Origin of the sequence: Blattabacterium sp. (Cryptocercus kyebangensis) (genome assembly GCF_003226855.1) — a bacterium.
Lineage (GTDB): Bacteria > Bacteroidota > Bacteroidia > Flavobacteriales > Blattabacteriaceae > Blattabacterium.
Genome location: NZ_CP029820.1, coordinates 511,236 through 531,570 on the forward strand (window position 1 = coordinate 511,236; position 20,335 = coordinate 531,570).

The window sequence follows — 20,335 nt, forward strand, 5'->3', positions numbered from 1 at the left end:
TTTTCATGTATATCTGTATTATAGAATATAAATAATTAAAATAATGTCAATATATTTCAAGGATTATCTTTAATAAACTTTAATAAATAAGTTTATCTATTATAATTTTGGATTTTTTCAAAAAATTTAATCCATCATTTTTTTCGGAACATTTATGTAAATATACAACTCTTTTAATTTTAGATTGATGAATCAATTTACTACATTCTTTGCATGGAGAATGTGTAATATATAAATACGAATCTTTACAAGATTTCGAAGAAAAAGCCATTTTTAATATGGCATTTGCTTCTGCATGTAGAACATACCATTTAGTATTTCCATATTGATCTTCACATATATTATCAAACCCACTTGGAGTTCCGTTATATCCATCGGATATAATCCGATTATTTTTAACTATAATAGCTCCTACCTTTTTATTTTTGCAATAAGATAATTTAGACCATTTTATGGCTTTATTCATATAAATGATATCCTTTTTTTTATAAATTTCACAATTCATTATAATATATTTTATGGAAAAAATATATGGATCACGTAATATAAAAATTAAAAATTTAATAAAAATTTATAAAAAAAAAAAGGACAATAAAATGTTTATTGTTGAAGGAGTAAAAGAATTTGAAATGGCTATAATAGGAAATTATAGACCAATAGGAATATTTGTATGTAAAAATATATTTCATCAATATAATATGATTAAATCGTTTAATAACATTGTTTTTTTTATTAATATAAAAGCTTTTCAAAAATTAGCATGTAGAAAAAATTCAGGTGGAATCATTGCCTTGTTTAAGGAAAAAAAATTTTCTAGTCTAGAAACTATAAAAGTTCCTAAAAATCCTTTTATTCTTATATTGGATGGAATAGAGAAACCTGGTAACTTGGGATCTATATTAAGGACAGCTGATGCAGCAGGAGTACATTTTATTATATTATGTAATACGAAAACATATATTTTTAATCCTAATGTAATTAGATGTAGTCTAGGATGCGTTTTTACAAAAAAAATTTTTATAGAAAAAATAAAATCAATTATTTATTGGTTACAAGAAAAAAACATAGAAATTGCAGTAACAGGATTCCATAATAAAAAATCTGAAACATTATATAAAACTAAATTTTCTTCACATTTAGCTATTGTTTTAGGGTCCGAAAGTAAAGGAGTATCCAATATATGGTTAAATATATCCGATAAAATAATAACGATTCCCATGTTTGGATCTATAGATTCTATGAATGTAAGTAATGCGACATCTATAATTATATATGAAATAATTAGACAAAGAAATACATGTAAGTTTTCTAAATAATTTTTTTTAAATTTTGTTTTTCATATACATGATCTATTTTCAAATTTTTACTTTTTGAAGCTTCTACAGATAATCGATCGCAATAATCATTAATATAATGAAGATGATGTCCTTTAACCCATTGAAAAATAATGAAATGTTTATGAAATAAATTTAAAAATCGTATCCATAAATCCACATTTTTTTTTTTTTAAAGTTGTTTTTTTCCCATTTAAAAATCCAATTTTTTTGAATAGAATTTATTATATATTTAGAATCAGTAAAAACAATAATATTTTGTTTTTTTTTCGTGATTTTTTCTAGACCAACTATTATGGCTAATAGTTCCATTCTATTATTAGTTGTATAACGAAATCCTTCGGAAATAACTTTCCAATAAGAAGTCCCGGCTATTTCTATAAAAATAGCATATCCTCCTGGACCAGGATTTCCTTTAGAAGATCCGTCAGTGTAAATATGAATTTTTTTATTCACGAATTTATCGGTTTATTTTTTTCACGTTCAAATTTTTCTAATTGAAATTGGATTAAATTAAAACATTTTTCTTTTAGAAAGTTTTTTTCTTTTAAGGATAAGTTTTTTGTTAAAATAGAATGGTGTTGTTTTATTCGTATTTTTCCAGGTCCTCCTTTTATAGGAGATCTAGGAAATTTTGTTTTTATATCAGCTATAGTAAATGGAATAATCTCTATTTTTTTTATTATGGCTATATAAAAAGCCCCACTCTTAAAATGATCTAATAAAATAGAGGGATGAGGAACTCCACCTTCTGGAAAAAGACAGACACTTTTTCCAGAATCTATTTTTTTTTGTATTTGTTTAAATACTTGCATACAACTAGATAAATTTTTTCTATTTATTAATATATTACTTCGTTTATAAACGAATCCAAAAAAAGGAAGTTTAGCTAATTCCTCTTTTCCTACAAAAACTAAAGGATGATTTCTCATCAAAGAATAAATCAACATAATGTCCATGATAGAACTGTGATTGCTGATAATCATGTATTGTTTTTTTTTATCTAAAATTTCTTTATCTTTTTCTAATACATACCAAAAACCCATGAGAAAAAGATTACTTCTAGCCCAAATTTGGTGAAACCAATATGCGATATAATAATATTTATCCTTAAAAAGAAATGGGATAGAAGCTCCTGCCAATAATGGTATTAGAAATATATTTATTAGAAAAAACCATACACGCCATAATAATATTAATGATGCTTGAATAACTTTCATTAATTAACGAAATTAATGAATATGTTGTAATTCCTCATCACCCTATGATTTATCATAATGTATTTTTTTTTATTTTTTTTACTATTTGAAGATAAATTTTAAAAAATTTAAAACTTTTTTTTTAATGTTTAAAAAATAGTTCAAGAAATTTTTTTTCTATAAAAATTGTATAATTCTTTTATAAAAAAAATCTGATATTTATATATCAAGTATTTCCTAATACATGTATACATTGGGAGAATTTATTATAGAAAATAGAGATCGTTTTTCGTATTCTACAGAAGGACTATTGCGTTTATTTAGTTCTATAAAGCTAGCGGCTAAGGCTATTAATAAGGAAGTTAATAAAGCAGGGTTAACAGAAGAAATTATAGGAAGTTCTGGAATTACTAATATACAAGGAGAAAATCAACAAAAATTGGATAATTTTGCACATAAAGTTTTCATAGAATCCTTTAAAAGTAGAAATATAGTTTGTGGAATAGCTTCAGAAGAGAGCAAAGATTTTATAGTTTTAAAGGGAGAAAAAGAAAATTCTTTTCAAAAAAAATATATTGTTTTAATAGATCCACTAGATGGTTCATCTAATATAGATGTAAATGTATCCATTGGGACTATATTTTCAGTATATAGGAGAAAATCTTCTATGAATTTAACAATGGAAGATTTTTTACAGAGAGGTAATCAACAAATTTTAGCAGGGTATATTATTTATGGATCATCTACAATATTAGTATATACTACAGGTAATGGAGTCCATGGTTTTACTTTGGATCCTTCTGTTGGTACCTTTTATTTATCTCATCCGAATCTTCGTTTTCCTAAAATAGAAAGAATTTACTCTATTAATGAAGGAAATTATGCTAGATTTCCTAATGAAATAAAAAAATTTATAAGATATTGTCAAGAAAAAGAAGGGAATCGTCCTTATACAGCACGTTATATTGGTTCTTTAGTAGGAGATTTTCATAGAAATATGATACAAGGTGGTATTTATATTTATCCTAAAACAGCATATTCCCCAAAAGGAAAATTGAGATTACTTTATGAATGTAATCCTATGGCATTTTTAACGGAACAAGCTGGTGGAAAAGCTTCTGATGGGGAAAAAAGGATTCTAGATATAGAACCTTCAAATTTACATCAAAGAACGCCATTTATTTGTGGACCTGTAGGTATGGTTTCTAAATTAGAAGAATTTATAAATCCATAAGTAAAATATGAAAGTTCAATTAAAAGGAAAAGGAGAAAAAAATATTATTAATACCATTAAATACGGAAAATCCTTATTTTTTTTTCCAATTTATACATACGTACTCTTACATTCAAATAAAAAATATCAGGAAGGAATAAAACTAATTGGGACTTTAGTAAAAAAAAAAATTTTAAAAAATCGGTTCATAGAAATAGAATAAAACGTTTATTACGATCTGCTTTTTTATTGAACAAATTTATTTTAGAAGAAAAAAAAGAGAAATATAAAAGCTATCATATTGTTTTCCTTTATAAAGGAGTGATTTTACCAAAATTCGAAGAAATTAATCATTCTATGAAAAAAATATTTTATGATATAATCCAATGGGAATAAATAATAATGGATCATAATCCTTGTTGAAATAATTGACCTGCATTCGCTCCAAATATTTTTACTGCAAAAGCTAGTAAAATTATTCCAAATATTTTTTTTAGGATATCTAATCCATTATTTCCTATTGTTTTAGCAATAAAATCACATCTATCTATAACAAAATAAACCACTATCATATTAAGAATTAAAGATAAAAGAATAATGTTCACATTATAAGTTGTCCTTAATGAAATTAAAGTGGTTAAAGATCCTGGTCCAGCTATAAGTGGAAAGGCTATTGGAACGATAGAAGTTTGAGCATTTTTGGTTACTTTATGAATATCTACACCTAATATCATCTCTAGCCCAATTAAAAATAAAACTATAGATCCTGCTACAGAAAAAGAATAGATATCTACACCAATAATTTTTAACATAGGCTGTCCTAAAAATAAAAAAGATAAAAATATCACAAAAGAAGATATTATTACTTTTTTAGTATCTATGAGGTTCCCTTTAGATTTAAACCCCATAATTATAGGGGCATTTCCTAGTATATCTATAATACTAAAAAGTATCATAAAACAACTTATTAATGAATTTATCCATTCCATATTCAAAATATATTCATAAAATTTTTTAATAGAGTTAATATAGGATTATTATATGTATATAATAATCCTATATTTAACCACAAATTAAACAAAAATACAATCATTCTTATTATTTTTAAAAAAAAAATTTAAATAGATTTTTTTTTTCATTTTTCTTACTTTTTTAAAAGCTATTTTCATATGCTTTCCATCCTGCTTCTCTATATTTTTCTGCAACTATTTTTGGATTATCGGATTGATAAATAGCTTTTCCAACAATAATGAAATCGCTATTGTTTTTTATAAAAGCTTGATTAGGATGAATGTAAAGATTCCCTTCATAGTTTTTTCTTGAATCAGAAAAATGTATACCAGGAGTAAATAATAATAATCTATTGTCAACTTTTCTTTGTGCTACTGTTCCAATTACTTTTGAATTTTTCAAAGAAATATTTAATGCTTTTCTTATATAGTTATCATCAGATAATCTTCCAGAAGAAGACATTTCAGATATAGTAATTAACCCAATATTAGAAGGAATATTCAAATTTTTTATACTTTCACTTCCTGCAAGTACATGTACTGTGATCACATCTGCCCAAGAAGAAATTTTATGGATTCCATGATGTAATTGAAGATAATTAGTAGGTCCTACGTCGCATAATTTTCGATCTTCAAATAACAAAAATTTCTTTTTTACAGAAATTTTTTTAAGAAAGGTTATGAATGAAAATGAAAAATCACTAATAATATCTACATGAAGTTTTAATCCACAAATTTGATCCCCAATTAAATTTACCAACTCTAAAATTTTTTCAGAATGTATTAAATCTGCTGAAACGATCAAATTAGTTTTTTTTTTCAATGCTATATCAATAAGTTTTTTCCCTATTGGATGATAAATTTTTTCTTTTTTTTCTTCATAAGAAATACGTTTTTCCTGAATGTTTTTTATATTTTTTTTTTTGAAAAAAAACTGAATTATATGTATTTCTTTTTTTTTCAAAAGATTTTTCTTTTCTAATATTTTTAAAACTTCTCCTATACGAAATAAAGATCGTATATTAAATCCTCTATTTTTTATATTTTCTATTCCTCCTTGTTCACGATCAAGAATAGATAAAATATTTTTTATAATCAATCCTTCTTTCTCAATATCTATTACAGTTTTTAACAAACTATCTCCACTAGTGATTACATCTTCTATGAGAAGGCAATTTTGTCCTTTTTTGTAAATTCCTTCTATCATTCTTTTTGTTCCATAACCTTTATTTTCTTTTCTTTTAATAATTAAAGGAATATTAGATCTTAAGGATAAAGTAGTAGCTATAGGTAAAGCCGCATAGGGAACTCCACAAATTAATTCAAATGTATGAGATGGAACTTCATTTAAAAGAAGATCCGATAGTTTTATTAATAAATCTGGTCTAGAAGCAATTGGCCTGAAATCTATATATATGGGAGAATTCATTCCACTTTTTAAGGTAAAATGACCAAATTTAATAATCCCTAAATTATAAATTTTTAAAAAAAACTGTTCTTTTTCCTTCATAAGGAAACCTTTTTTGGTAAAGTTAAAAATTTTATAATTTTATACTTTTAGGATTCGTTTGTAATATTACACAATATATGTTATGATTATGAAAAAAATAGATATTTCCACTAATATAAATGGAATAAAATTTTCATCATGTATCATGAATGCCTCAGGGATTCTATGTTGTACAGAAAAAGAACTTTACAATCTTATGATTAGTTCTTCAGGAGCTGTTGTGACAAAAAGTTGTACTATGACACCAAGAAAGGGAAATTTAAAACCAAGATATTTTGAATGGAAGGGAGGAAGTATTAATTCTATGGGATTGCCAAATCTTGGAATAGATTTTTATTTAGATTTTTTAGAAAAAAAAAATTCTAAAAAACCTTTTTTATTATCTATATCAGGTCTTTCTATCGAAGAAAACTATATTATTCTTCGTAAAGCGAATCTTTCTTCAAATATTAATGCTATAGAATTAAATTTATCTTGTCCAAATATATTGGAAAGAGATAAAATATTGGGTTACGATTTTTCTAAGATTTCGGATTTTTTAGAAAATATATTTCAATTCTATAAAAAACCTTTAGGAGTTAAGTTACCTCCTTATTTTGAAGATTTTCATTTTAAAAAAATGGCTTTTATATTAAATAAATACCCTATTTTTTTTGTTACTTGTATCAATAGTTTACCAAATGGGATTTATATTGATATAAATCAAGAATCTGTAGTAATTCATCCAAAAAAAGGATTTGGTGGAATAGGAGGTTTATCTATAAAACCATTTGCACTTGCTAATGTTCGTAAATTTTATACTTATCTTCGTAAAGATATCCCTATAATAGGATGTGGAGGTATTTGTACTGGAAAAGACGTATTTGAATATATATTGTGTGGAGCATCTGCAGTCCAGATTGGAACTCAATTTTTAAAAGAAGGGATTCCTGTATTTGATAGATTAATCAAGGAATTAATTTCTATTCTAAAAAAGAAAAATTATTCATCTATAAATAGTTTTAAAGGAAAATTAAATGATTTTTAGTAAGATTTAGCAAAAATAACTCGTTGATTAGAAGGGGACCCAGAATAAATACATTTTCCAATTTTTTTTTCATTTGGAATAGGAATACAACGTATAGTAGCTTCTGTTTCTTTTTGAATTTTTTTGGCCGTACTAATTTTACCATCCCAATGAGCCAGAATAAAACCACCTGTATCCTTTATTTTTTTTTTAAAATCTTCATAATTATCTGATATAATAGTTAATTTTTTTGTTCTATTTAAAGCTTTTTGATAAATATTTTTTTGGATTTTTTCAAGAAGTTCTGGAATCAATTTTATTAAATTATTCCAAGATATATGTACTTTTTCGTAAGTATCTCTTCTAAACACTTCTACTTTTTCCATTTTTATTTCCTTTTTTCCAATACTAATCCTTATGGGAATTCCCTTCATTTCATATTCATGAAATTTCCATCCTGGAGTAAAAAGTTCTCTATTATCATATTTTATACTAATTCCTTTATTTTTAAAAATTTTTTGAATTTTTTCAACTATTTCATTTATCTTAACTAATTCTTTTTTGTTTTTATATATAGGAATAATAACAGTTTGTATGGGTGCTATTCTTGGAGGTAAGATCAACCCGTGATCATCTGAATGTAACATTGCTAATCCACCTATTAATCTAGTAGATACTCCCCAAGAGGTAGACCATACGTATTCTTTTTCCCCATTTTGATTAGTAAATTTTACATCGAAAACTTTTGAAAAATTTTGTCCCAGAAAATGGGAAGTCCCAATTTGTAGAGCTTTTCCATCTTGCATAAGTGCTTCAATACAATAAGTAGTTACAGATCCAGAAAACTTATCCATATAAGGTTTTATTCCCTTCAATACAGGAATAGCCATAAAATTTTCTGAAAATTGTGTATAAATATTTAATATTTTTTTAGTTTCTTCTATAGCTTCTTTTTTTGTAGAATGAGCAGTATGACCTTCTTGCCATAAAAATTCAGAAGTTCTTAAAAATAAACGAGTATGCATTTCCCATCTTATAGCATTTCCCCATTGATTAAAAAGAATAGGAAGATCTCTATAAGAATGAATCCAACGTCTGTAAGTTTTCCATACGATACTTTCAGAAGTAGGTCTAATTACTAATTCTTCTTGTAATTTAGATTTTGGATCAATCGTTAATTTTTCTTGATTCTTATTTTTTTTCAACTTATAATGGGTTACTATAGCACATCCTTTCGAAAAATTCTCAATATGTTTTCGTTCTTTTGAAAAGAAAGATTTAGGAATTAGTAAGGGAAAATAAACATTTTTATGCCCAGATTCTTTAAACATTTTGTCTAATTTTTCTTTCATTATTTCCCATATAGAGAATCCATATGGTTTAATAATCATAAATCCACGGACTCCAGAAAATTCTGCTAATTCAGATTTAATGATAATATCATTATACCATTTGGAATAATCCTTATTACGTTTAGTTAATTGATGCATATTGATTTTTAGTAATATTGAAAATCAAAAGGATATGATAAATATAAAAAAATTATTTTATATATACATTTGATTTTATTTCTAAATTAGTAATTAATTAAATCAATCGATACGTTATATTATCATGGCACATCCTAAAAGAAGACAATCTAAATCCAGAAAAAATAAAAGAAGAACTCATCTAAAAATAAAGGAACCTTTATTAGTTAAATGTTCTTTGACTCATCAAAAGCATTTATATCATAACGCTTATTGGTATGAAAAAAACCTTTATTACAGAGGGAAAAAGGTATTGAAAGAAAAATAATCCATATTTATTTAATTATATAGATAATTATATAGAAAAATTTATGGATTACAAAAATATTAAATCGCTTATTCAATTTATTTCTAAGTCTGATATTTATGAAATAATGATCAAAATAGGAGAAACAAAAATTCATATTAAAAATAAAATATTTAGAAAAAAGAAAAAAAATCCATTGAATCCTATTTTTTCCAATAATAATAGAAGAATATCTTCTCATCTTTCTGATTTTTCCGATAGGTTTTCTAAATTAGAAGAAAAAAATCGTTATATAACCATTAAGTCTCCTATGATTGGAACTTTTTATCGTAGACCACATCCAGATAAAGATCCTTTTGTTAATGTTGGAGATAAAATAAAAATAGGGAAAAAAGTTTGTGTAATAGAAGCCATGAAATTATTTAATGATATAGAATCTGAAGTAGATGGAAAAATTATTAAAATTCTTGTAAAGGACTCTTCTCCAGTTGATTATGATCAGCCTTTATTTCTTTTAGATCCTGATTATTAGTCTTTTAATTCCAATAAATATATGTTCAAAAAAATATTAATAGCTAATCGTGGTGAAATTGCTTTACGGATTATACGAACAGCTAAAGAAATGGGAATAAAAACAGTAGCTGTTTATTCGACTGCAGATAAATATAGTCTTCATGTTTATTTCGCGGATGAAGCTGTATGTATTGGCCCTCCTTATTCTTATCAATCTTATCTAAATGTTCCAAATTTAATATCTGCTGCTGAAATTACTAATGCAGATGCCATTCATCCTGGATATGGATTTTTATCCGAAAGTGCCTATTTTTCATCTATGTGCATAAAACATAGAATTAAATTTATAGGACCACTTCCAAATCAAATAATTCAGATGGGTAATAAAATATCAGCTAAGAAAACTATGGAAAATGCTGGAATTCCGTGTTTACCTGGATCGGATTGTTCTGTTGAATCTTCTTATAAGGAAGTAGAAAAAATAGCAGAAGAAATAGGATATCCTATTATTATTAAAGCAGTTTATGGAGGTGGAGGAAAAGGAATACGATCTGTTTTAGATAAAAAAAAATTAAAAAAATCTTGGGAAGAAGCGAAAAAAGAAGCTTTAGCATGTTTTGGAAAAACAGATATTTATATAGAAAAATTAATTATAGATCCAAGACATATAGAAATACAAATAATTAGCGATCGATATGGAAAATCCTGTCATTTATCCGAAAGAGATTGTTCAATTCAACGAAGAAATCAAAAATTGGTAGAAGAGGCTCCTTCGCCCTTTCTAACCATTTCTTTGAGAAAAAAAATGGGAGAAGAAGCTGTAAAAGCAGCTGAATTTATTCATTACGAAGGGATCGGAACTATAGAATTTTTAGTAGATAAAAATAGGAATTTTTATTTTATGGAAATGAATCCAAGAATTCAAGTAGAACATACTATTACCGAAGAAATAACAGGGTTAGATCTTGTACAAGAACAAATTTTTTTAGCTTATGGGAAAAAACTTTCTGGAAAAAATTATTATCCAAAAATGTATTCAATAGAATGTAGAATTAATGCAGAAGAACCTTATCAAGACTTTCGTCCTGTTCCTGGAAAAATTATTCAAATACATTTTCCAGGAGGTAAAGGAGTACGAATAGATACGCATGTTTATGCTGGATATAGAGTCCCACATTATTATGATTCTATGATTGCAAAAATAATCACCACTGCAAAAAGTAGAAAAGAAACTATTGAAAAAATGCGTAGATCCTTAGAAGAATTTGTAATAGAAGGGATTCGTACTACTATTCCTTTTCACAGACAACTTATGCAAAATAATGATTTTTTAAAAGGAAATTATAATACAAATTTTTTAAAAAAACTTCACTTAGATTCTAAATTTGACAATGATCATTCAAATTGTTAATTTGTTTTTTTTCAAAAAATTTTAAAAAATCAATCATTTCTTGAATATTTCCATTCATGAATCCTACAAGATCATGGATGGATTTATGAATCCTATGATCTGTTACTCTTTTTTTAGGATAATTATAGGTCCGTATTTTTACGGATCTATCTCCTGTAGAGACTAAAGATTTTCTTTTTATAGATCGTTCTTTGGATTGTTTTTCCATTTCATTTTGATAAAGACGTGATCGTAAAACGTTCATAGCTTTTTCAAAATTTTTATGTTGAGAGCGTCCCTCTTGACATTCTACTGTAATTTTACTTGGCAAGTGAGTTAACCGTACAGCGGATTCTGTTTTATTTACATGTTGTCCTCCAGCACCACTAGATCGAAATGTATCTTTTTTTATATCAGATAAATGGATGTTCATCTCTATATCTTTTACTTCAGGTAGAACAGCCACTGTGATAGCCGATGTATGTATTCTACCTTGAGATTCAGTTTTTGGAATTCTTTGCACTCTATGTACTCCAGATTCAAATTTTAAATTTCCATAAACTCCTCCTTTTATATTATTTCCACTTACATTTAAAATTATTTCTTTGTATCCTTTAATTCCTCCTTTTTGAACATTTATAATTTCATATTTACAACCTACTTGTTTAAAATACATTATATACATTCGTAGGATATCTTCTACGAAAAGACATGCTTCATTTCCTCCTGTTCCAGAACGTAATTCTACAATTGCATTTCTATGGTCCTCATTGTTCTCTTCTGTATTTGTATTAGAAAATAGAATATTATATGATTTTTTTTCAATAGAAAATAAATCTTCTAAAATTTGATTTTTTTCTAAAGAAGCTATTTCTTTCATTTCAGGATCAGAATCGTTTTTTAAAATATCGTTCGCTTCTTGAAGAGAGGATAATTTTTTTTTGTATCTTTCATAAAGATTCATTATATTTTTCAATATTCGATATCTTTTCAAGTATATCTTATATTTTTTTTGATTGTATATAATTTTAGGCTCTAAAATAGAATTTGATATTTTTTGAAATTCTTTTTCAAAGACTTCAAATTTATTAATCAATGAAGTTTTTTTCATTCTTTTTTTTCATTAAGTGAAAAAAATATGCTTATTCTTAATTATTTGTTTATGATTTCCGATATTTATTATCGTATTCTATTCATAGAACGAATTGATTCTATATCTCTTTTTATTTCTTTATTAGAAAGATACAAAAATAATATCGTTGATAATATAAGAAGAGAAAGTATAAGAAGAATAAAGTTTTTTTTTATTAAAAAATATTTATAATAATACGAAAAAAAAAGAATGTATATGAAAGTGGCACTATTTATAAGTATATTTAAATTATTACACAAAATTTGTATTTCTTTTTTTTGAAAAGAAAGAAGACTTATAATAGATAAAATTAAAGCTATAATCAAAAAAATTAAAAATATTTTATCTAGAAAAAAGGAATTTTTTATTTCTTTTTGTTCATAAGAATAAATGTATAAAGAAGTAGAAGAAATTAATATGGATAGAAATAAATAAAAAGTTTGTATTCGGTATAACATAAGATTAAAAAAATATTTTATAATTTCTTAATTGAAATTCAAATTAATTTGTATAATTGCATTTATAGAGAAGAGATACTATCTTAAAAGCCAAAATTGGCATATATAAAATCTAACCCAATTACTTTATGTATGATATTACTGAATTAAAAAGTAAAAAACTTTTTGAATTACAGGAGATTGCTCGTTCTTCAGGATTAAAAAAATGTACACAATTACGAAAAAACGAACTCCTAGAAAAAATAATTTCCATTTTAAAGAAAAAAAAATCTCCTACAATGTCTTCTTCAAAGATAGAAAATTCTTTATTAAAAAAAGGATTTAAAATTCGAAAAAAAATAGAATCCAAGATACTATTTTCAGAAAATATTAATGAAAAAAAGAAATCCTTTTCTAAGGAACATTTAAAGATATCCCCCAAAATTCCAGAAGAAACTGGTAAATATCAAAAAAAATACTTTCCAAGTTGGAAAAAAATTGATAGATCGGAATTTCAAACTACTATTGGGACAGAAAGTGGTGTTTTACAAAAAGTATCCAATAAATATCGTACTCCTGAATATGAATTTGAGGGAATTATAATTAGTGAAGGAGTACTAGATATTATGCAAGAGAACTATGGATTTTTAAGATCTTCTGATTTTAATTATTTATCATCTCCTGATGATATTTACGTTTCTCAATCTCAAATTAGACTTTTTGGAATGAAAACAGGAGATACTATAAGAGGAGAAGTTCGTCCTCCTAAAGAGGGAGAAAAATATTTTCCTTTAATTAAAATTCTTGAAATAAATGGAAGACATCCTTCTTTTGTAAGAGAAAGAGATTCTTTTGAACATTTAACTCCCCTTTTTCCAAATGAAAAATTTAAACTAGCTGAAAAAAACGCTACTCTTTCTACAAGAATAGTAGATCTTTTCACACCAATAGGAAAAGGACAAAGAGGTATGATTGTAGCTCCCCCAAAAACAGGAAAAACTACTTTATTAAAAGAAATAGCTAATGCAATTGCGGCTAATCATCCAGAGGTTTATCTGATTATTTTACTTATTGATGAAAGACCAGAGGAAGTTACAGATATGCAACGAAATGTTAAAGGAGAAGTAATCGCCTCTACTTTTGATGAACCAGCAGATAGACATGTAAAAGTAGCTAATATTGTATTACAAAAAGCTAAAAGAATGGTAGAATGTTCTCATGATGTTGTGATATTATTAGATTCTATAACACGTTTAGCACGTGCATATAACACTGTTTCTCCTGCCTCTGGAAAAGTTTTGTCAGGAGGAGTAGATGCCAATGCTTTGCATAGACCAAAAAGGTTTTTTGGAGCGGCTAGAAATATAGAAGATGGAGGATCTTTATCTATTATTGCTACTGCTATGATTGATACAGGATCAAAAATGGATGAAGTTATTTTTGAAGAATTTAAAGGAACTGGAAATAAAGAACTTCAATTAGATAGAAAAATTTCTAATAAACGAATTTATCCAGCTATTGATCTTGTTTCATCCAGTACAAGGAAAGATGATCTATTGTTAGATACAAATACTTTGCAAAGAATGTGGATTTTACGAAAACATCTTTCCGATATGAATCCAGTAGAAGCCATGGAATTTTTAAGATCACGTATGTCTAGAACTAAAAACAATGAAGAATTTTTAATATCAATGAATGGATGATAATAATTTTTTATGGGTATTTGATTTTGTGATTGAAAAACATTATATTATGAAAATCGCGGGATGGAGCAGTTGGTAGCTCGTCGGGCTCATAACCCGAAGGTCATAGGTTCGAGTCCTATTCCCGCTATTTTTTTTAGCTTCATAAAATTCTTAATATACTTTTTTTGTTTATGATATTCTATTATTATTTTGGAATTTTATGCTGTTTTATTTTTTTTATATTCATCTATTTTTTTAGAAAGTTGGAATTCTTTTTGATGGAAAAGTTAAAAGATCATCGAAATGAAATCCAAAAAATGTCTCAATATGATATAATTGAATTTGGAAATTCTTTAAAAGAAATTAAGAATGGAATTATACAATCTATAATAGATTTTCAAAATTCTATTGATGGTAAAATTCAATTTTATATTGAAAGTCAATCTAATAAATTAAATTTTATTCATTTAGAACAAGAAAAACTGGTTAGAATGACAGAGAAAAAATTAGAAGAAATCAAAGAAAATGTGAATGAAAAACTTCAAAATTCTTTGAATGTACATTTGGGTAAATCTTTTGAAATAATTGGGAATCAATTGTCTTTTTTACAGGAAGGGTTGGGAGATATGAAAAATTTAGCACAGGATGTAAATGTTTTGAAAAGAACTTTAAATCATGTGAAAATATGTGGAAGTTTTAGTGAAATGCAATTATCTATGCTTTTACAACAGATTCTATCCCCAGAACAGTATGCCTGTAACGTAGTTACTAAATCTAATACAAATTTTGTAGTGGAATTTGCTATTAAGCTTCCAGGACTTGGAGATGGAAATATTATATGGTTACCGATTGATGTAAAATTTCCAAAAGAAACTTATGAAAAAGTACAAATGGCTTATAATTTAGGAGAAAAAAAAAATATAGAAATAGCTAAAAAAAATATGGTATCTGTTCTTAAAAAAATGTCTAAGGATATTAAGGATAAATATATAGATCCTCCAAATACTACTGATTTTGCCATTCTTTTTTTGCCTTTTGAAGGAATATATGCTGAAATAGTGAAAAATTCAAGCTTATTAGAAGAATTACAAAGAAAATATAAAATTGTAATTACAGGGCCTTCTACATTAGCGGCTATGTTAAATAGTTTACAGATCGGATTTCGTACTTTAGCTATTCAGAAAAAAAGTTCTGAAGTATGGAAAATTTTAGAAACTGTAAAAAAAGAATTTACAAAATTTGGATCATTGCTTCATCAAGCACAAGATAAATTGCAATCAGCAGCCAAAGATATAGATAAAGTAATGGGAGTTAGGAAAAATTTAATTGAAAAAAAATTAAGAGATATAGAGAATTATTAGCGGAGAGAAAGGGATTCGAACCCTTGACACTTTTTTAGTGAACACGCTTTCCAGGCGTGCGCCTTAATCCTCTCGGCCATCTCTCCTATTCAATAAAAGTAAGACTATAAGCCGGATTCTGTTTTTATACCTATCATTTATCTAGGATACTGGTTACCCACTATCTCTATCTGCCTACCCCCCGGTATCAACCGAGTCAGTTTTCCGGTATATATGGCATTTCACCGTACAGAGTTTACATGATTTCACTACAGCAATATTATCTGTACTTTCTTTCTGTTGCACTATTCCTCACCTTACGGTGGATGGGGATTATCCATTGTACTGCTCTATGGTGCCCGGACTTTCCTCATTTTTTTTAATGCGATAGGACGTCTTACTTTTATTTTATTACCATATTGGAGTAAATATTTTTTATATTTTTATTTTCTTTAAGTTTTTCAATAAAATTTGAAATTTTTTTACCATTTTCTTCGGAAAGAAATTTAGGATGTTTAGCTATTCGTTTTACTATAGAACTATGAAAAATTTTTAATTTTTCAAAATTATTTTTCATAAAACCAAAATATTCAAAATCTGTATAGATATACATTTTTTTTTCATCCTTTCTGATATCCTTTGCTCCAAAATCTATGGACATCAGTTCAAAATTATCCATTGAATAAGGAATATCCTTTTTTTTTATCGAAAAAAAACCTATCCGATTAAATAAATGAGTCAACTCTCCATTATGAAATAATCTTCCTCCATTTTTGTTAAAAAAAATTTTCACACTGGAAGTAGTTCTAATACTATTGTCCGTCATGCATTCTATAATTAGACTAATCCCTTTTATTTGTCCCTCTAAATTTAAATTTTTGTAATTATTTGTATTAGTTTGTGAAGCTTTTTGTATAGCTTTTTCTATAGTAATTTTGGGAATATTTATTGATTTTGCATTGATAATAGCTTTTCTTAAACGAAAAGAATTTTTATTTGATCCTGATTCTTTAACTGCCATAGAAATTTCTTTAATAATTTTAGAGAATTTTTTAGATTTTCTAAAATCTTGATTAGATTTTCTATGTTGTATATTTGTCCACTTGCTATGTCCTGACATGGAAATTTTTATAATTTTTTATAAAGTTCTTTTGAATAAACAGATTTTTTTTATCTATCTTCGCTAGAAGATCACTAACTATAAAATAAAAAATTGGAAAAGCAATTTAATAAAAAAAATAATTATGTCAAAAGTTTGTGAACTTACAGGAAAGAGGGCAATGGTAGGTAATAGAGTTTCTCATGCTAACAATAAAAATAAACGTCGTTTCAATATAAATTTATGCAAAAAACGTTTTTTTTTAACAAAAGAAAAAAAATGGATTACTTTAAAAATTTGTACTTCTGTTATTAAATTGATTAATAAAATTGGAATTGAAAATACATTAAAACGTTTTAAATATAAATATTAAATATTATGGGAAAAAAAGGAAATAGAATACAAGTAATATTGGAATGTTCTGAACAAAAAAAGACTGGAATTCCGGGTTCCTATAGATATATTACTACGAAAAATAAAAAAAATACTCCAAATAGAATAGAATTAAAAAAATACAATCCAAGATTGAGAAAATACACAATTTATAAGGAAATAAAATAAGTATGTCTAAAAAAATTGTAGAAGATAAAAATAAAAAAAATTCTAAAAAGATGATTCTTGCTATCCGAATAATTAAATCTAAAAAATCTGGTTTTTACACTTTTGAAAATAAAATCATAACCGATAATGAAGTGGATAAATTTTTCCATCATAAAGATAAAAATTAATTTTTGATTATTTAAATTCAGTCAGTAAAAATGTTTTCGCCTCCAAAAAAAAAGGAAATAAAAGTAGCATTCGATCATGAATTAAAAAAGACTAGAGAATCCTTTTTCTCTAGAGTAAAAAATATTTTTTTCCGAAAATCAAAATTGAAAGTTGAGATAGATATAGATGTTTTAGATCATATAGAAGAGATATTATTATCTTCGGATATAGGGACAAAAACTACCATAAAAATAATTAATAATCTTGAAAAAAGAATTAAAAAGGAAAAATATGAAGACAATCAAAAATTATATGAATTCTTGAAAGAAGAAATGAAAGTTCTTTTTATGGATGTTATTAAAAATGAAAGTTTAGAACGAACAATAAAATATGAAAAGAAACCATACGTAATTATGATGATTGGAGTAAATGGAGTAGGGAAGACCACAACAATTGGTAAATTAGCATTTTTTTTAAAAAAAAAAGGATTTAATTTAATTATAGGTGCTTCGGATACATTTCGTGCAGCTGCTATACGACAACTTGAAATATGGTCAAAAAAAGTGAATATTCCATTGATAAAACAACAACATATGCAAGCGGATCCAGCTTCTGTAGCGTACGATACTTTGCAATCTGCAAAATCTAAAAATACGGATGTAGTATTGATTGATACAGCTGGTAGATTGCAAAATAAAATTGGACTGATGGAAGAACTTTCTAAAATAAGTAGAGTGATGAAGAAAGTAATACCTGAAGCTCCTCATGAAATTATGCTTGTTTTGGATGCTACAACGGGTCAAAATGCTTTTGAACAAGTGAAAAAATTTTCTTCTTTTGTGAAAGTTTCTTCTATAATATTAACAAAATTAGAAGGCACTGCTAAAGGGGGAGTCGTTATAGGAATCATGGATCAATTTAAAATACCTATTAAATATATTGGAATAGGAGAAAAAATACAAGATTTGAAAGAATTTGATGGTAAAAAATTTATTGATTCTTTTTTTATTAGTACTACTAAAGAAGATATAATCCAGGACAACTAACATTATGTCTTTTACCCTTAAAAAGGGATAGTCTTTGTTATTTCTATTTGCTATATTTTTCATTAAAATTTTTTAATTATGGAAAAGGATAAGATTAGTGTTACTTCAGATAATATTTTTCCCATTATAAAAAGATTCCTTTATTCTGATCAAGAAATTTTTTTACGAGAACTAGTTTCCAATGCTACGGATGCTATTCTAAAATTAAAAACTCTGGAAAGAGTAAAAGAGATAGAAATAGATGAGGTTATGGATGATAATTTACTGAAAATTAAAGTAAAAATAGATAAAAAAAATAAAACTATTCATATTATTGATAATGGAATTGGAATGACAAAAGAAGAAGTAGAAAAATATATAAATCAAATAGCTTTTTCTGGAGCGGAGGAATTTATTCAAAAATATCAAGATCCAACATCTTCTATTATTGGTCATTTTGGATTGGGATTTTATTCTTCTTTTATGGTAGCAAAAAAGGTAATTATTATTACTCAATCTTATAGAAAAGATTCATTTACAGTATTATGGTCATGTGACGGAACCCCAAAATTCAGCATGGTAAAAACTAAAAAAAGAGAAAGAGGAACAGAAATCGTTTTATTTATTAATGAAGATAGTAAAGAATTTTTAGAATACAATCGTATTTTAAAATTACTTCATAAATATTGTCAATTTATGCCTGTTCCTATATCCTTATTTTCAGAAGAAGAAAAAGAAGTTATCATCAATAATATTGATCCTCTTTGGAAAAAAAATCCTATTTATTTAAGTGATAAAGACTATTTAAGTTTTTATCATGAATTATACCCAAAACAGGTGGAAGATGCTTTATTCTGGGCCCATCTAAACATAGATCATCCTTTTCATTTGACGGGCGTTTTATATTTCCCAAATATAGAAAATAAAATGGATGTTCAAAAAGGTAGAATTCATTTATATAAAAATCAAGTTTATATCACGGATAAATTAGAAGGTATCGTTCCCGATTTTCTAAGTTTATTAAAAGGAGTTATAGATTCTCCAGATATCCCTCTGAATGTTTCACGTTCTCATTTTCAGTCTAATACATCAGTAAAAAATATATCAAAATATATTACAAGAAAAGTTGCGGATAAACTTCATTCTATGTTTAAAAAAGATAGAAAAAATTTTCAAAAAAAGTGGGAGCACATAAAAATTATCATAGAATATGGAATGATCAGTACAAAAAGTTTTTTTGATAAAGCTAATAATTTTTTCATTTATCTTACAATAAATGGAGAATTTTTTACTTTAGAGGAATTAAAAGAAAAAATAAAAAATTCTCAAAAAAACAAAGATGGAAAAATTATTTTTCTTTATACTTCGGATAAAGAAAAACAATATAGTTATATTAAAGATGCAGAATACAGAACTTATGAAGTTTTGATTTTAAATAGTCCACTTACAGTCCATTTAATACAAAAATTGGAAATCACTCATAAAGATATTTCTTTTGTTCGTGTAGATTCAGATCATATTGATAAATTAATCGATAAAAAAAAGGAGAAATATTCTTCTGAACTTTCGGAAAAAGAAAAAGAAGATTTAAAAAATATTGTAAATGAAAATTTAATAAAAGAATATGAGTTTTCCGTAAAATTGGAAAACTTATCTAAAAAAGATCCTCCTTTTTTAATCATCATACCAGAATTTCTAAGAAGAATGAGAGAAATTACTACGATAGGAAGAGATATTATAAAAAATGATAAAGAAAAATTTTATCAATTGATTGTAAATACAAATCATCTTTTAATGAAGAAAATATTAAGGAACCCATGTAATGAAAGTAAAAAAGAACTTATTCAAGAGGCTTTAAATCTAACACTTTTATCAAAAAATTTATTAAAAGGAAAAAATCTAATTTTTTTTATTTCAAAAAAAATAGAAGAGCTTACTCAATAAAAAAAATCAGTTAT

Annotated in this window: 23 protein-coding genes, 2 tRNA genes, 1 other RNA gene and 1 pseudogene; 16 read left to right on the forward strand and 11 right to left on the reverse strand. The window is 25.7% G+C overall.

The window, feature by feature from the left end; all coding sequences use genetic code 11:
• Positions 1 to 79: 79 nt before the first annotated feature.
• Positions 80 to 505, reverse strand: a complete 426-nt coding sequence (locus DM815_RS02510) for a deoxycytidylate deaminase (protein WP_110509138.1) — start codon at positions 503 to 505, stop codon at positions 80 to 82.
• Positions 506 to 518: 13 nt separating this feature from the next.
• Here DM815_RS02510 and DM815_RS02515 point away from each other — a divergent pair, with 13 nt between their 5' ends.
• Positions 519 to 1,316, forward strand: a complete 798-nt coding sequence (locus tag DM815_RS02515) for an RNA methyltransferase (protein WP_110509139.1) — start codon at positions 519 to 521, stop codon at positions 1,314 to 1,316.
• Here DM815_RS02515 and DM815_RS02520 read toward each other — a convergent pair.
• Both DM815_RS02520 and DM815_RS02525 read right to left on the reverse strand, forming a co-directional pair.
• Positions 1,309 to 1,790, reverse strand: a pseudogene (locus tag DM815_RS02520) (ribonuclease HI). The gene DM815_RS02515 and the pseudogene DM815_RS02520 overlap by 8 nt on opposite strands.
• The gene (locus tag DM815_RS02525; protein ID WP_110509141.1) at positions 1,787 to 2,554 is read right to left on the reverse strand and encodes a lysophospholipid acyltransferase family protein; all 768 of its coding nucleotides are present in this window, start codon (positions 2,552 to 2,554) and stop codon (positions 1,787 to 1,789) included. Before DM815_RS02525 ends, DM815_RS02520 begins: the two are co-directional and overlap by 4 nt.
• Positions 2,555 to 2,777: 223 nt before the next feature.
• Between DM815_RS02525 and fbp the strand changes: the two genes are divergently transcribed.
• The 3 genes from fbp to DM815_RS03270 are packed head-to-tail and all read left to right on the forward strand — an operon-like array spanning position 2,778 to position 4,142.
• The gene (gene fbp / locus DM815_RS02530) at positions 2,778 to 3,767 is read left to right on the forward strand and encodes a class 1 fructose-bisphosphatase (RefSeq protein ID WP_110509143.1); all 990 of its coding nucleotides are present in this window, start codon (positions 2,778 to 2,780) and stop codon (positions 3,765 to 3,767) included.
• Between the two features lie 7 nt (positions 3,768 to 3,774).
• On the forward strand, positions 3,775 to 3,969 hold the full coding sequence (locus tag DM815_RS02535; protein WP_110509145.1) for a hypothetical protein: 195 nt from the start codon (positions 3,775 to 3,777) through the stop codon (positions 3,967 to 3,969).
• Positions 3,966 to 4,142, forward strand: a complete 177-nt coding sequence (locus DM815_RS03270) for a hypothetical protein (RefSeq protein WP_410491985.1) — start codon at positions 3,966 to 3,968, stop codon at positions 4,140 to 4,142. The genes DM815_RS02535 and DM815_RS03270 overlap by 4 nt, the downstream gene beginning before the upstream one ends.
• Positions 4,143 to 4,153: 11 nt before the next feature.
• Here the strand turns inward: DM815_RS03270 and DM815_RS02545 are convergent, their stop codons facing one another.
• Entirely contained in the window at positions 4,154 to 4,735 is a 582-nt protein-coding gene (locus DM815_RS02545) for a MarC family protein (protein ID WP_110509149.1), read from the reverse strand.
• A 163-nt stretch (positions 4,736 to 4,898) separates the two neighbouring features.
• Positions 4,899 to 6,266: an orotidine-5'-phosphate decarboxylase gene (pyrF, locus tag DM815_RS02550; protein WP_110509150.1), complete on the reverse strand. Its 1,368-nt coding sequence runs from the start codon at positions 6,264 to 6,266 to the stop codon at positions 4,899 to 4,901.
• An 82-nt stretch (positions 6,267 to 6,348) separates the two neighbouring features.
• On the opposite strand from pyrF, the gene DM815_RS02555 reads away from it, so the two are divergent.
• Complete coding sequence (locus DM815_RS02555) at positions 6,349 to 7,293, forward strand: dihydroorotate oxidase (protein ID WP_110509152.1); 945 nt, start codon at positions 6,349 to 6,351, stop codon at positions 7,291 to 7,293.
• Here DM815_RS02555 and proS read toward each other — a convergent pair.
• Positions 7,290 to 8,762 (reverse strand): proline--tRNA ligase, encoded by a 1,473-nt coding sequence (gene proS, locus DM815_RS02560; protein WP_110509154.1) that lies wholly within the window; start codon positions 8,760 to 8,762, stop codon positions 7,290 to 7,292. The genes DM815_RS02555 and proS overlap by 4 nt on opposite strands.
• Positions 8,763 to 8,886: 124 nt before the next feature.
• Here proS and rpmF point away from each other — a divergent pair, with 124 nt between their 5' ends.
• Genes rpmF through accC form a run of 3 tightly spaced genes read left to right on the forward strand, consistent with a single transcriptional unit; the run spans position 8,887 to position 10,972 of the window.
• Positions 8,887 to 9,069 (forward strand): 50S ribosomal protein L32, encoded by a 183-nt coding sequence (gene rpmF, locus DM815_RS02565; RefSeq protein ID WP_110509156.1) that lies wholly within the window; start codon positions 8,887 to 8,889, stop codon positions 9,067 to 9,069.
• Positions 9,070 to 9,112: 43 nt separating this feature from the next.
• On the forward strand, positions 9,113 to 9,580 hold the full coding sequence (gene accB / locus DM815_RS02570; RefSeq protein ID WP_110509158.1) for an acetyl-CoA carboxylase biotin carboxyl carrier protein: 468 nt from the start codon (positions 9,113 to 9,115) through the stop codon (positions 9,578 to 9,580).
• A 21-nt stretch (positions 9,581 to 9,601) separates the two neighbouring features.
• Positions 9,602 to 10,972 (forward strand): acetyl-CoA carboxylase biotin carboxylase subunit, encoded by a 1,371-nt coding sequence (gene accC, locus DM815_RS02575; RefSeq protein ID WP_110509160.1) that lies wholly within the window; start codon positions 9,602 to 9,604, stop codon positions 10,970 to 10,972.
• On the opposite strand, the gene prfA is transcribed toward accC, so the two are convergent.
• Entirely contained in the window at positions 10,941 to 12,062 is a 1,122-nt protein-coding gene (gene prfA, locus DM815_RS02580; protein WP_110509162.1) for a peptide chain release factor 1, read from the reverse strand. The two genes, accC and prfA, sit on opposite strands and share 32 nt — an antisense overlap.
• Before the next feature lie 68 nt (positions 12,063 to 12,130).
• Positions 12,131 to 12,541: a DUF4293 family protein gene (locus tag DM815_RS02585; protein WP_110509164.1), complete on the reverse strand. Its 411-nt coding sequence runs from the start codon at positions 12,539 to 12,541 to the stop codon at positions 12,131 to 12,133.
• A 128-nt stretch (positions 12,542 to 12,669) separates the two neighbouring features.
• On the opposite strand from DM815_RS02585, the gene rho reads away from it, so the two are divergent.
• The 3 genes from rho to DM815_RS02600 all read left to right on the forward strand — a co-directional run bounded on the left by rho (position 12,670) and on the right by DM815_RS02600 (position 15,566).
• Complete coding sequence (gene rho / locus DM815_RS02590; protein ID WP_110509166.1) at positions 12,670 to 14,223, forward strand: transcription termination factor Rho; 1,554 nt, start codon at positions 12,670 to 12,672, stop codon at positions 14,221 to 14,223.
• A 57-nt stretch (positions 14,224 to 14,280) separates the two neighbouring features.
• Positions 14,281 to 14,353: transfer RNA gene (locus DM815_RS02595), tRNA-Met, on the forward strand.
• A 43-nt stretch (positions 14,354 to 14,396) separates the two neighbouring features.
• Positions 14,397 to 15,566: a DNA recombination protein RmuC gene (locus DM815_RS02600; RefSeq protein ID WP_110509168.1), complete on the forward strand. Its 1,170-nt coding sequence runs from the start codon at positions 14,397 to 14,399 to the stop codon at positions 15,564 to 15,566.
• On the opposite strand, the gene DM815_RS02605 is transcribed toward DM815_RS02600, so the two are convergent.
• The 3 genes from DM815_RS02605 to DM815_RS02615 all read right to left on the reverse strand — a co-directional run bounded on the left by DM815_RS02605 (position 15,567) and on the right by DM815_RS02615 (position 16,665).
• Positions 15,567 to 15,652, reverse strand: a tRNA-Ser gene (locus DM815_RS02605). It lies immediately after the preceding gene.
• Positions 15,653 to 15,657: 5 nt separating this feature from the next.
• Positions 15,658 to 15,949: RNase P RNA component class A (gene rnpB, locus DM815_RS02610), an RNA gene on the reverse strand.
• Positions 15,949 to 16,665, reverse strand: a complete 717-nt coding sequence (locus tag DM815_RS02615; protein WP_110509170.1) for a YebC/PmpR family DNA-binding transcriptional regulator — start codon at positions 16,663 to 16,665, stop codon at positions 15,949 to 15,951. Before DM815_RS02615 ends, rnpB begins: the two co-directional genes overlap by 1 nt.
• Positions 16,666 to 16,789: 124 nt before the next feature.
• Here DM815_RS02615 and rpmB point away from each other — a divergent pair, with 124 nt between their 5' ends.
• The 5 genes from rpmB to htpG all read left to right on the forward strand — a co-directional run bounded on the left by rpmB (position 16,790) and on the right by htpG (position 20,321).
• Positions 16,790 to 17,017 (forward strand): 50S ribosomal protein L28, encoded by a 228-nt coding sequence (rpmB, locus tag DM815_RS02620; protein ID WP_110509172.1) that lies wholly within the window; start codon positions 16,790 to 16,792, stop codon positions 17,015 to 17,017.
• Positions 17,018 to 17,022: 5 nt separating this feature from the next.
• A complete protein-coding gene (gene rpmG, locus DM815_RS02625) occupies positions 17,023 to 17,205 on the forward strand; it encodes a 50S ribosomal protein L33 (protein WP_110509174.1) in 183 nt (60 codons plus the stop codon).
• Positions 17,206 to 17,207: 2 nt separating this feature from the next.
• Positions 17,208 to 17,372 (forward strand): DUF4295 family protein, encoded by a 165-nt coding sequence (locus tag DM815_RS02630; protein WP_110509176.1) that lies wholly within the window; start codon positions 17,208 to 17,210, stop codon positions 17,370 to 17,372.
• Positions 17,373 to 17,402: 30 nt separating this feature from the next.
• Complete coding sequence (ftsY, locus tag DM815_RS02635) at positions 17,403 to 18,398, forward strand: signal recognition particle-docking protein FtsY (protein ID WP_110509178.1); 996 nt, start codon at positions 17,403 to 17,405, stop codon at positions 18,396 to 18,398.
• A 78-nt stretch (positions 18,399 to 18,476) separates the two neighbouring features.
• Positions 18,477 to 20,321 (forward strand): molecular chaperone HtpG, encoded by a 1,845-nt coding sequence (htpG, locus tag DM815_RS02640; protein WP_110509180.1) that lies wholly within the window; start codon positions 18,477 to 18,479, stop codon positions 20,319 to 20,321.
• The last annotated feature ends 14 nt before the right edge of the window (positions 20,322 to 20,335 follow it).

Bases quoted from the DNA above. Each gene is read 5' to 3' on its own strand.
- DM815_RS02510 (WP_110509138.1), bottom strand. From the start codon at position 505: ATGAATTGTGAAATTTATAAAAAAAAGGATATCATTTATATGAATAAA.
- DM815_RS02515 (WP_110509139.1), top strand. From the start codon at position 519: ATGGAAAAAATATATGGATCACGTAATATAAAAATTAAAAATTTAATA.
- DM815_RS02525 (WP_110509141.1), bottom strand. From the start codon at position 2,554: ATGAAAGTTATTCAAGCATCATTAATATTATTATGGCGTGTATGGTTT.
- fbp (WP_110509143.1), top strand. From the start codon at position 2,778: ATGTATACATTGGGAGAATTTATTATAGAAAATAGAGATCGTTTTTCG.
- DM815_RS02535 (WP_110509145.1), top strand. From the start codon at position 3,775: ATGAAAGTTCAATTAAAAGGAAAAGGAGAAAAAAATATTATTAATACC.
- DM815_RS02545 (WP_110509149.1), bottom strand. From the start codon at position 4,735: ATGGAATGGATAAATTCATTAATAAGTTGTTTTATGATACTTTTTAGT.
- pyrF (WP_110509150.1), bottom strand. From the start codon at position 6,266: ATGAAGGAAAAAGAACAGTTTTTTTTAAAAATTTATAATTTAGGGATT.
- DM815_RS02555 (WP_110509152.1), top strand. From the start codon at position 6,349: ATGATTATGAAAAAAATAGATATTTCCACTAATATAAATGGAATAAAA.
- proS (WP_110509154.1), bottom strand. From the start codon at position 8,762: ATGCATCAATTAACTAAACGTAATAAGGATTATTCCAAATGGTATAAT.
- rpmF (WP_110509156.1), top strand. From the start codon at position 8,887: ATGGCACATCCTAAAAGAAGACAATCTAAATCCAGAAAAAATAAAAGA.
- accB (WP_110509158.1), top strand. From the start codon at position 9,113: ATGGATTACAAAAATATTAAATCGCTTATTCAATTTATTTCTAAGTCT.
- accC (WP_110509160.1), top strand. From the start codon at position 9,602: ATGTTCAAAAAAATATTAATAGCTAATCGTGGTGAAATTGCTTTACGG.
- prfA (WP_110509162.1), bottom strand. From the start codon at position 12,062: ATGAAAAAAACTTCATTGATTAATAAATTTGAAGTCTTTGAAAAAGAA.
- DM815_RS02585 (WP_110509164.1), bottom strand. From the start codon at position 12,541: ATGTTATACCGAATACAAACTTTTTATTTATTTCTATCCATATTAATT.
- rho (WP_110509166.1), top strand. From the start codon at position 12,670: ATGTATGATATTACTGAATTAAAAAGTAAAAAACTTTTTGAATTACAG.
- DM815_RS02600 (WP_110509168.1), top strand. From the start codon at position 14,397: ATGATATTCTATTATTATTTTGGAATTTTATGCTGTTTTATTTTTTTT.
- DM815_RS02615 (WP_110509170.1), bottom strand. From the start codon at position 16,665: ATGTCAGGACATAGCAAGTGGACAAATATACAACATAGAAAATCTAAT.
- rpmB (WP_110509172.1), top strand. From the start codon at position 16,790: ATGTCAAAAGTTTGTGAACTTACAGGAAAGAGGGCAATGGTAGGTAAT.
- rpmG (WP_110509174.1), top strand. From the start codon at position 17,023: ATGGGAAAAAAAGGAAATAGAATACAAGTAATATTGGAATGTTCTGAA.
- DM815_RS02630 (WP_110509176.1), top strand. From the start codon at position 17,208: ATGTCTAAAAAAATTGTAGAAGATAAAAATAAAAAAAATTCTAAAAAG.
- ftsY (WP_110509178.1), top strand. From the start codon at position 17,403: ATGTTTTCGCCTCCAAAAAAAAAGGAAATAAAAGTAGCATTCGATCAT.
- htpG (WP_110509180.1), top strand. From the start codon at position 18,477: ATGGAAAAGGATAAGATTAGTGTTACTTCAGATAATATTTTTCCCATT.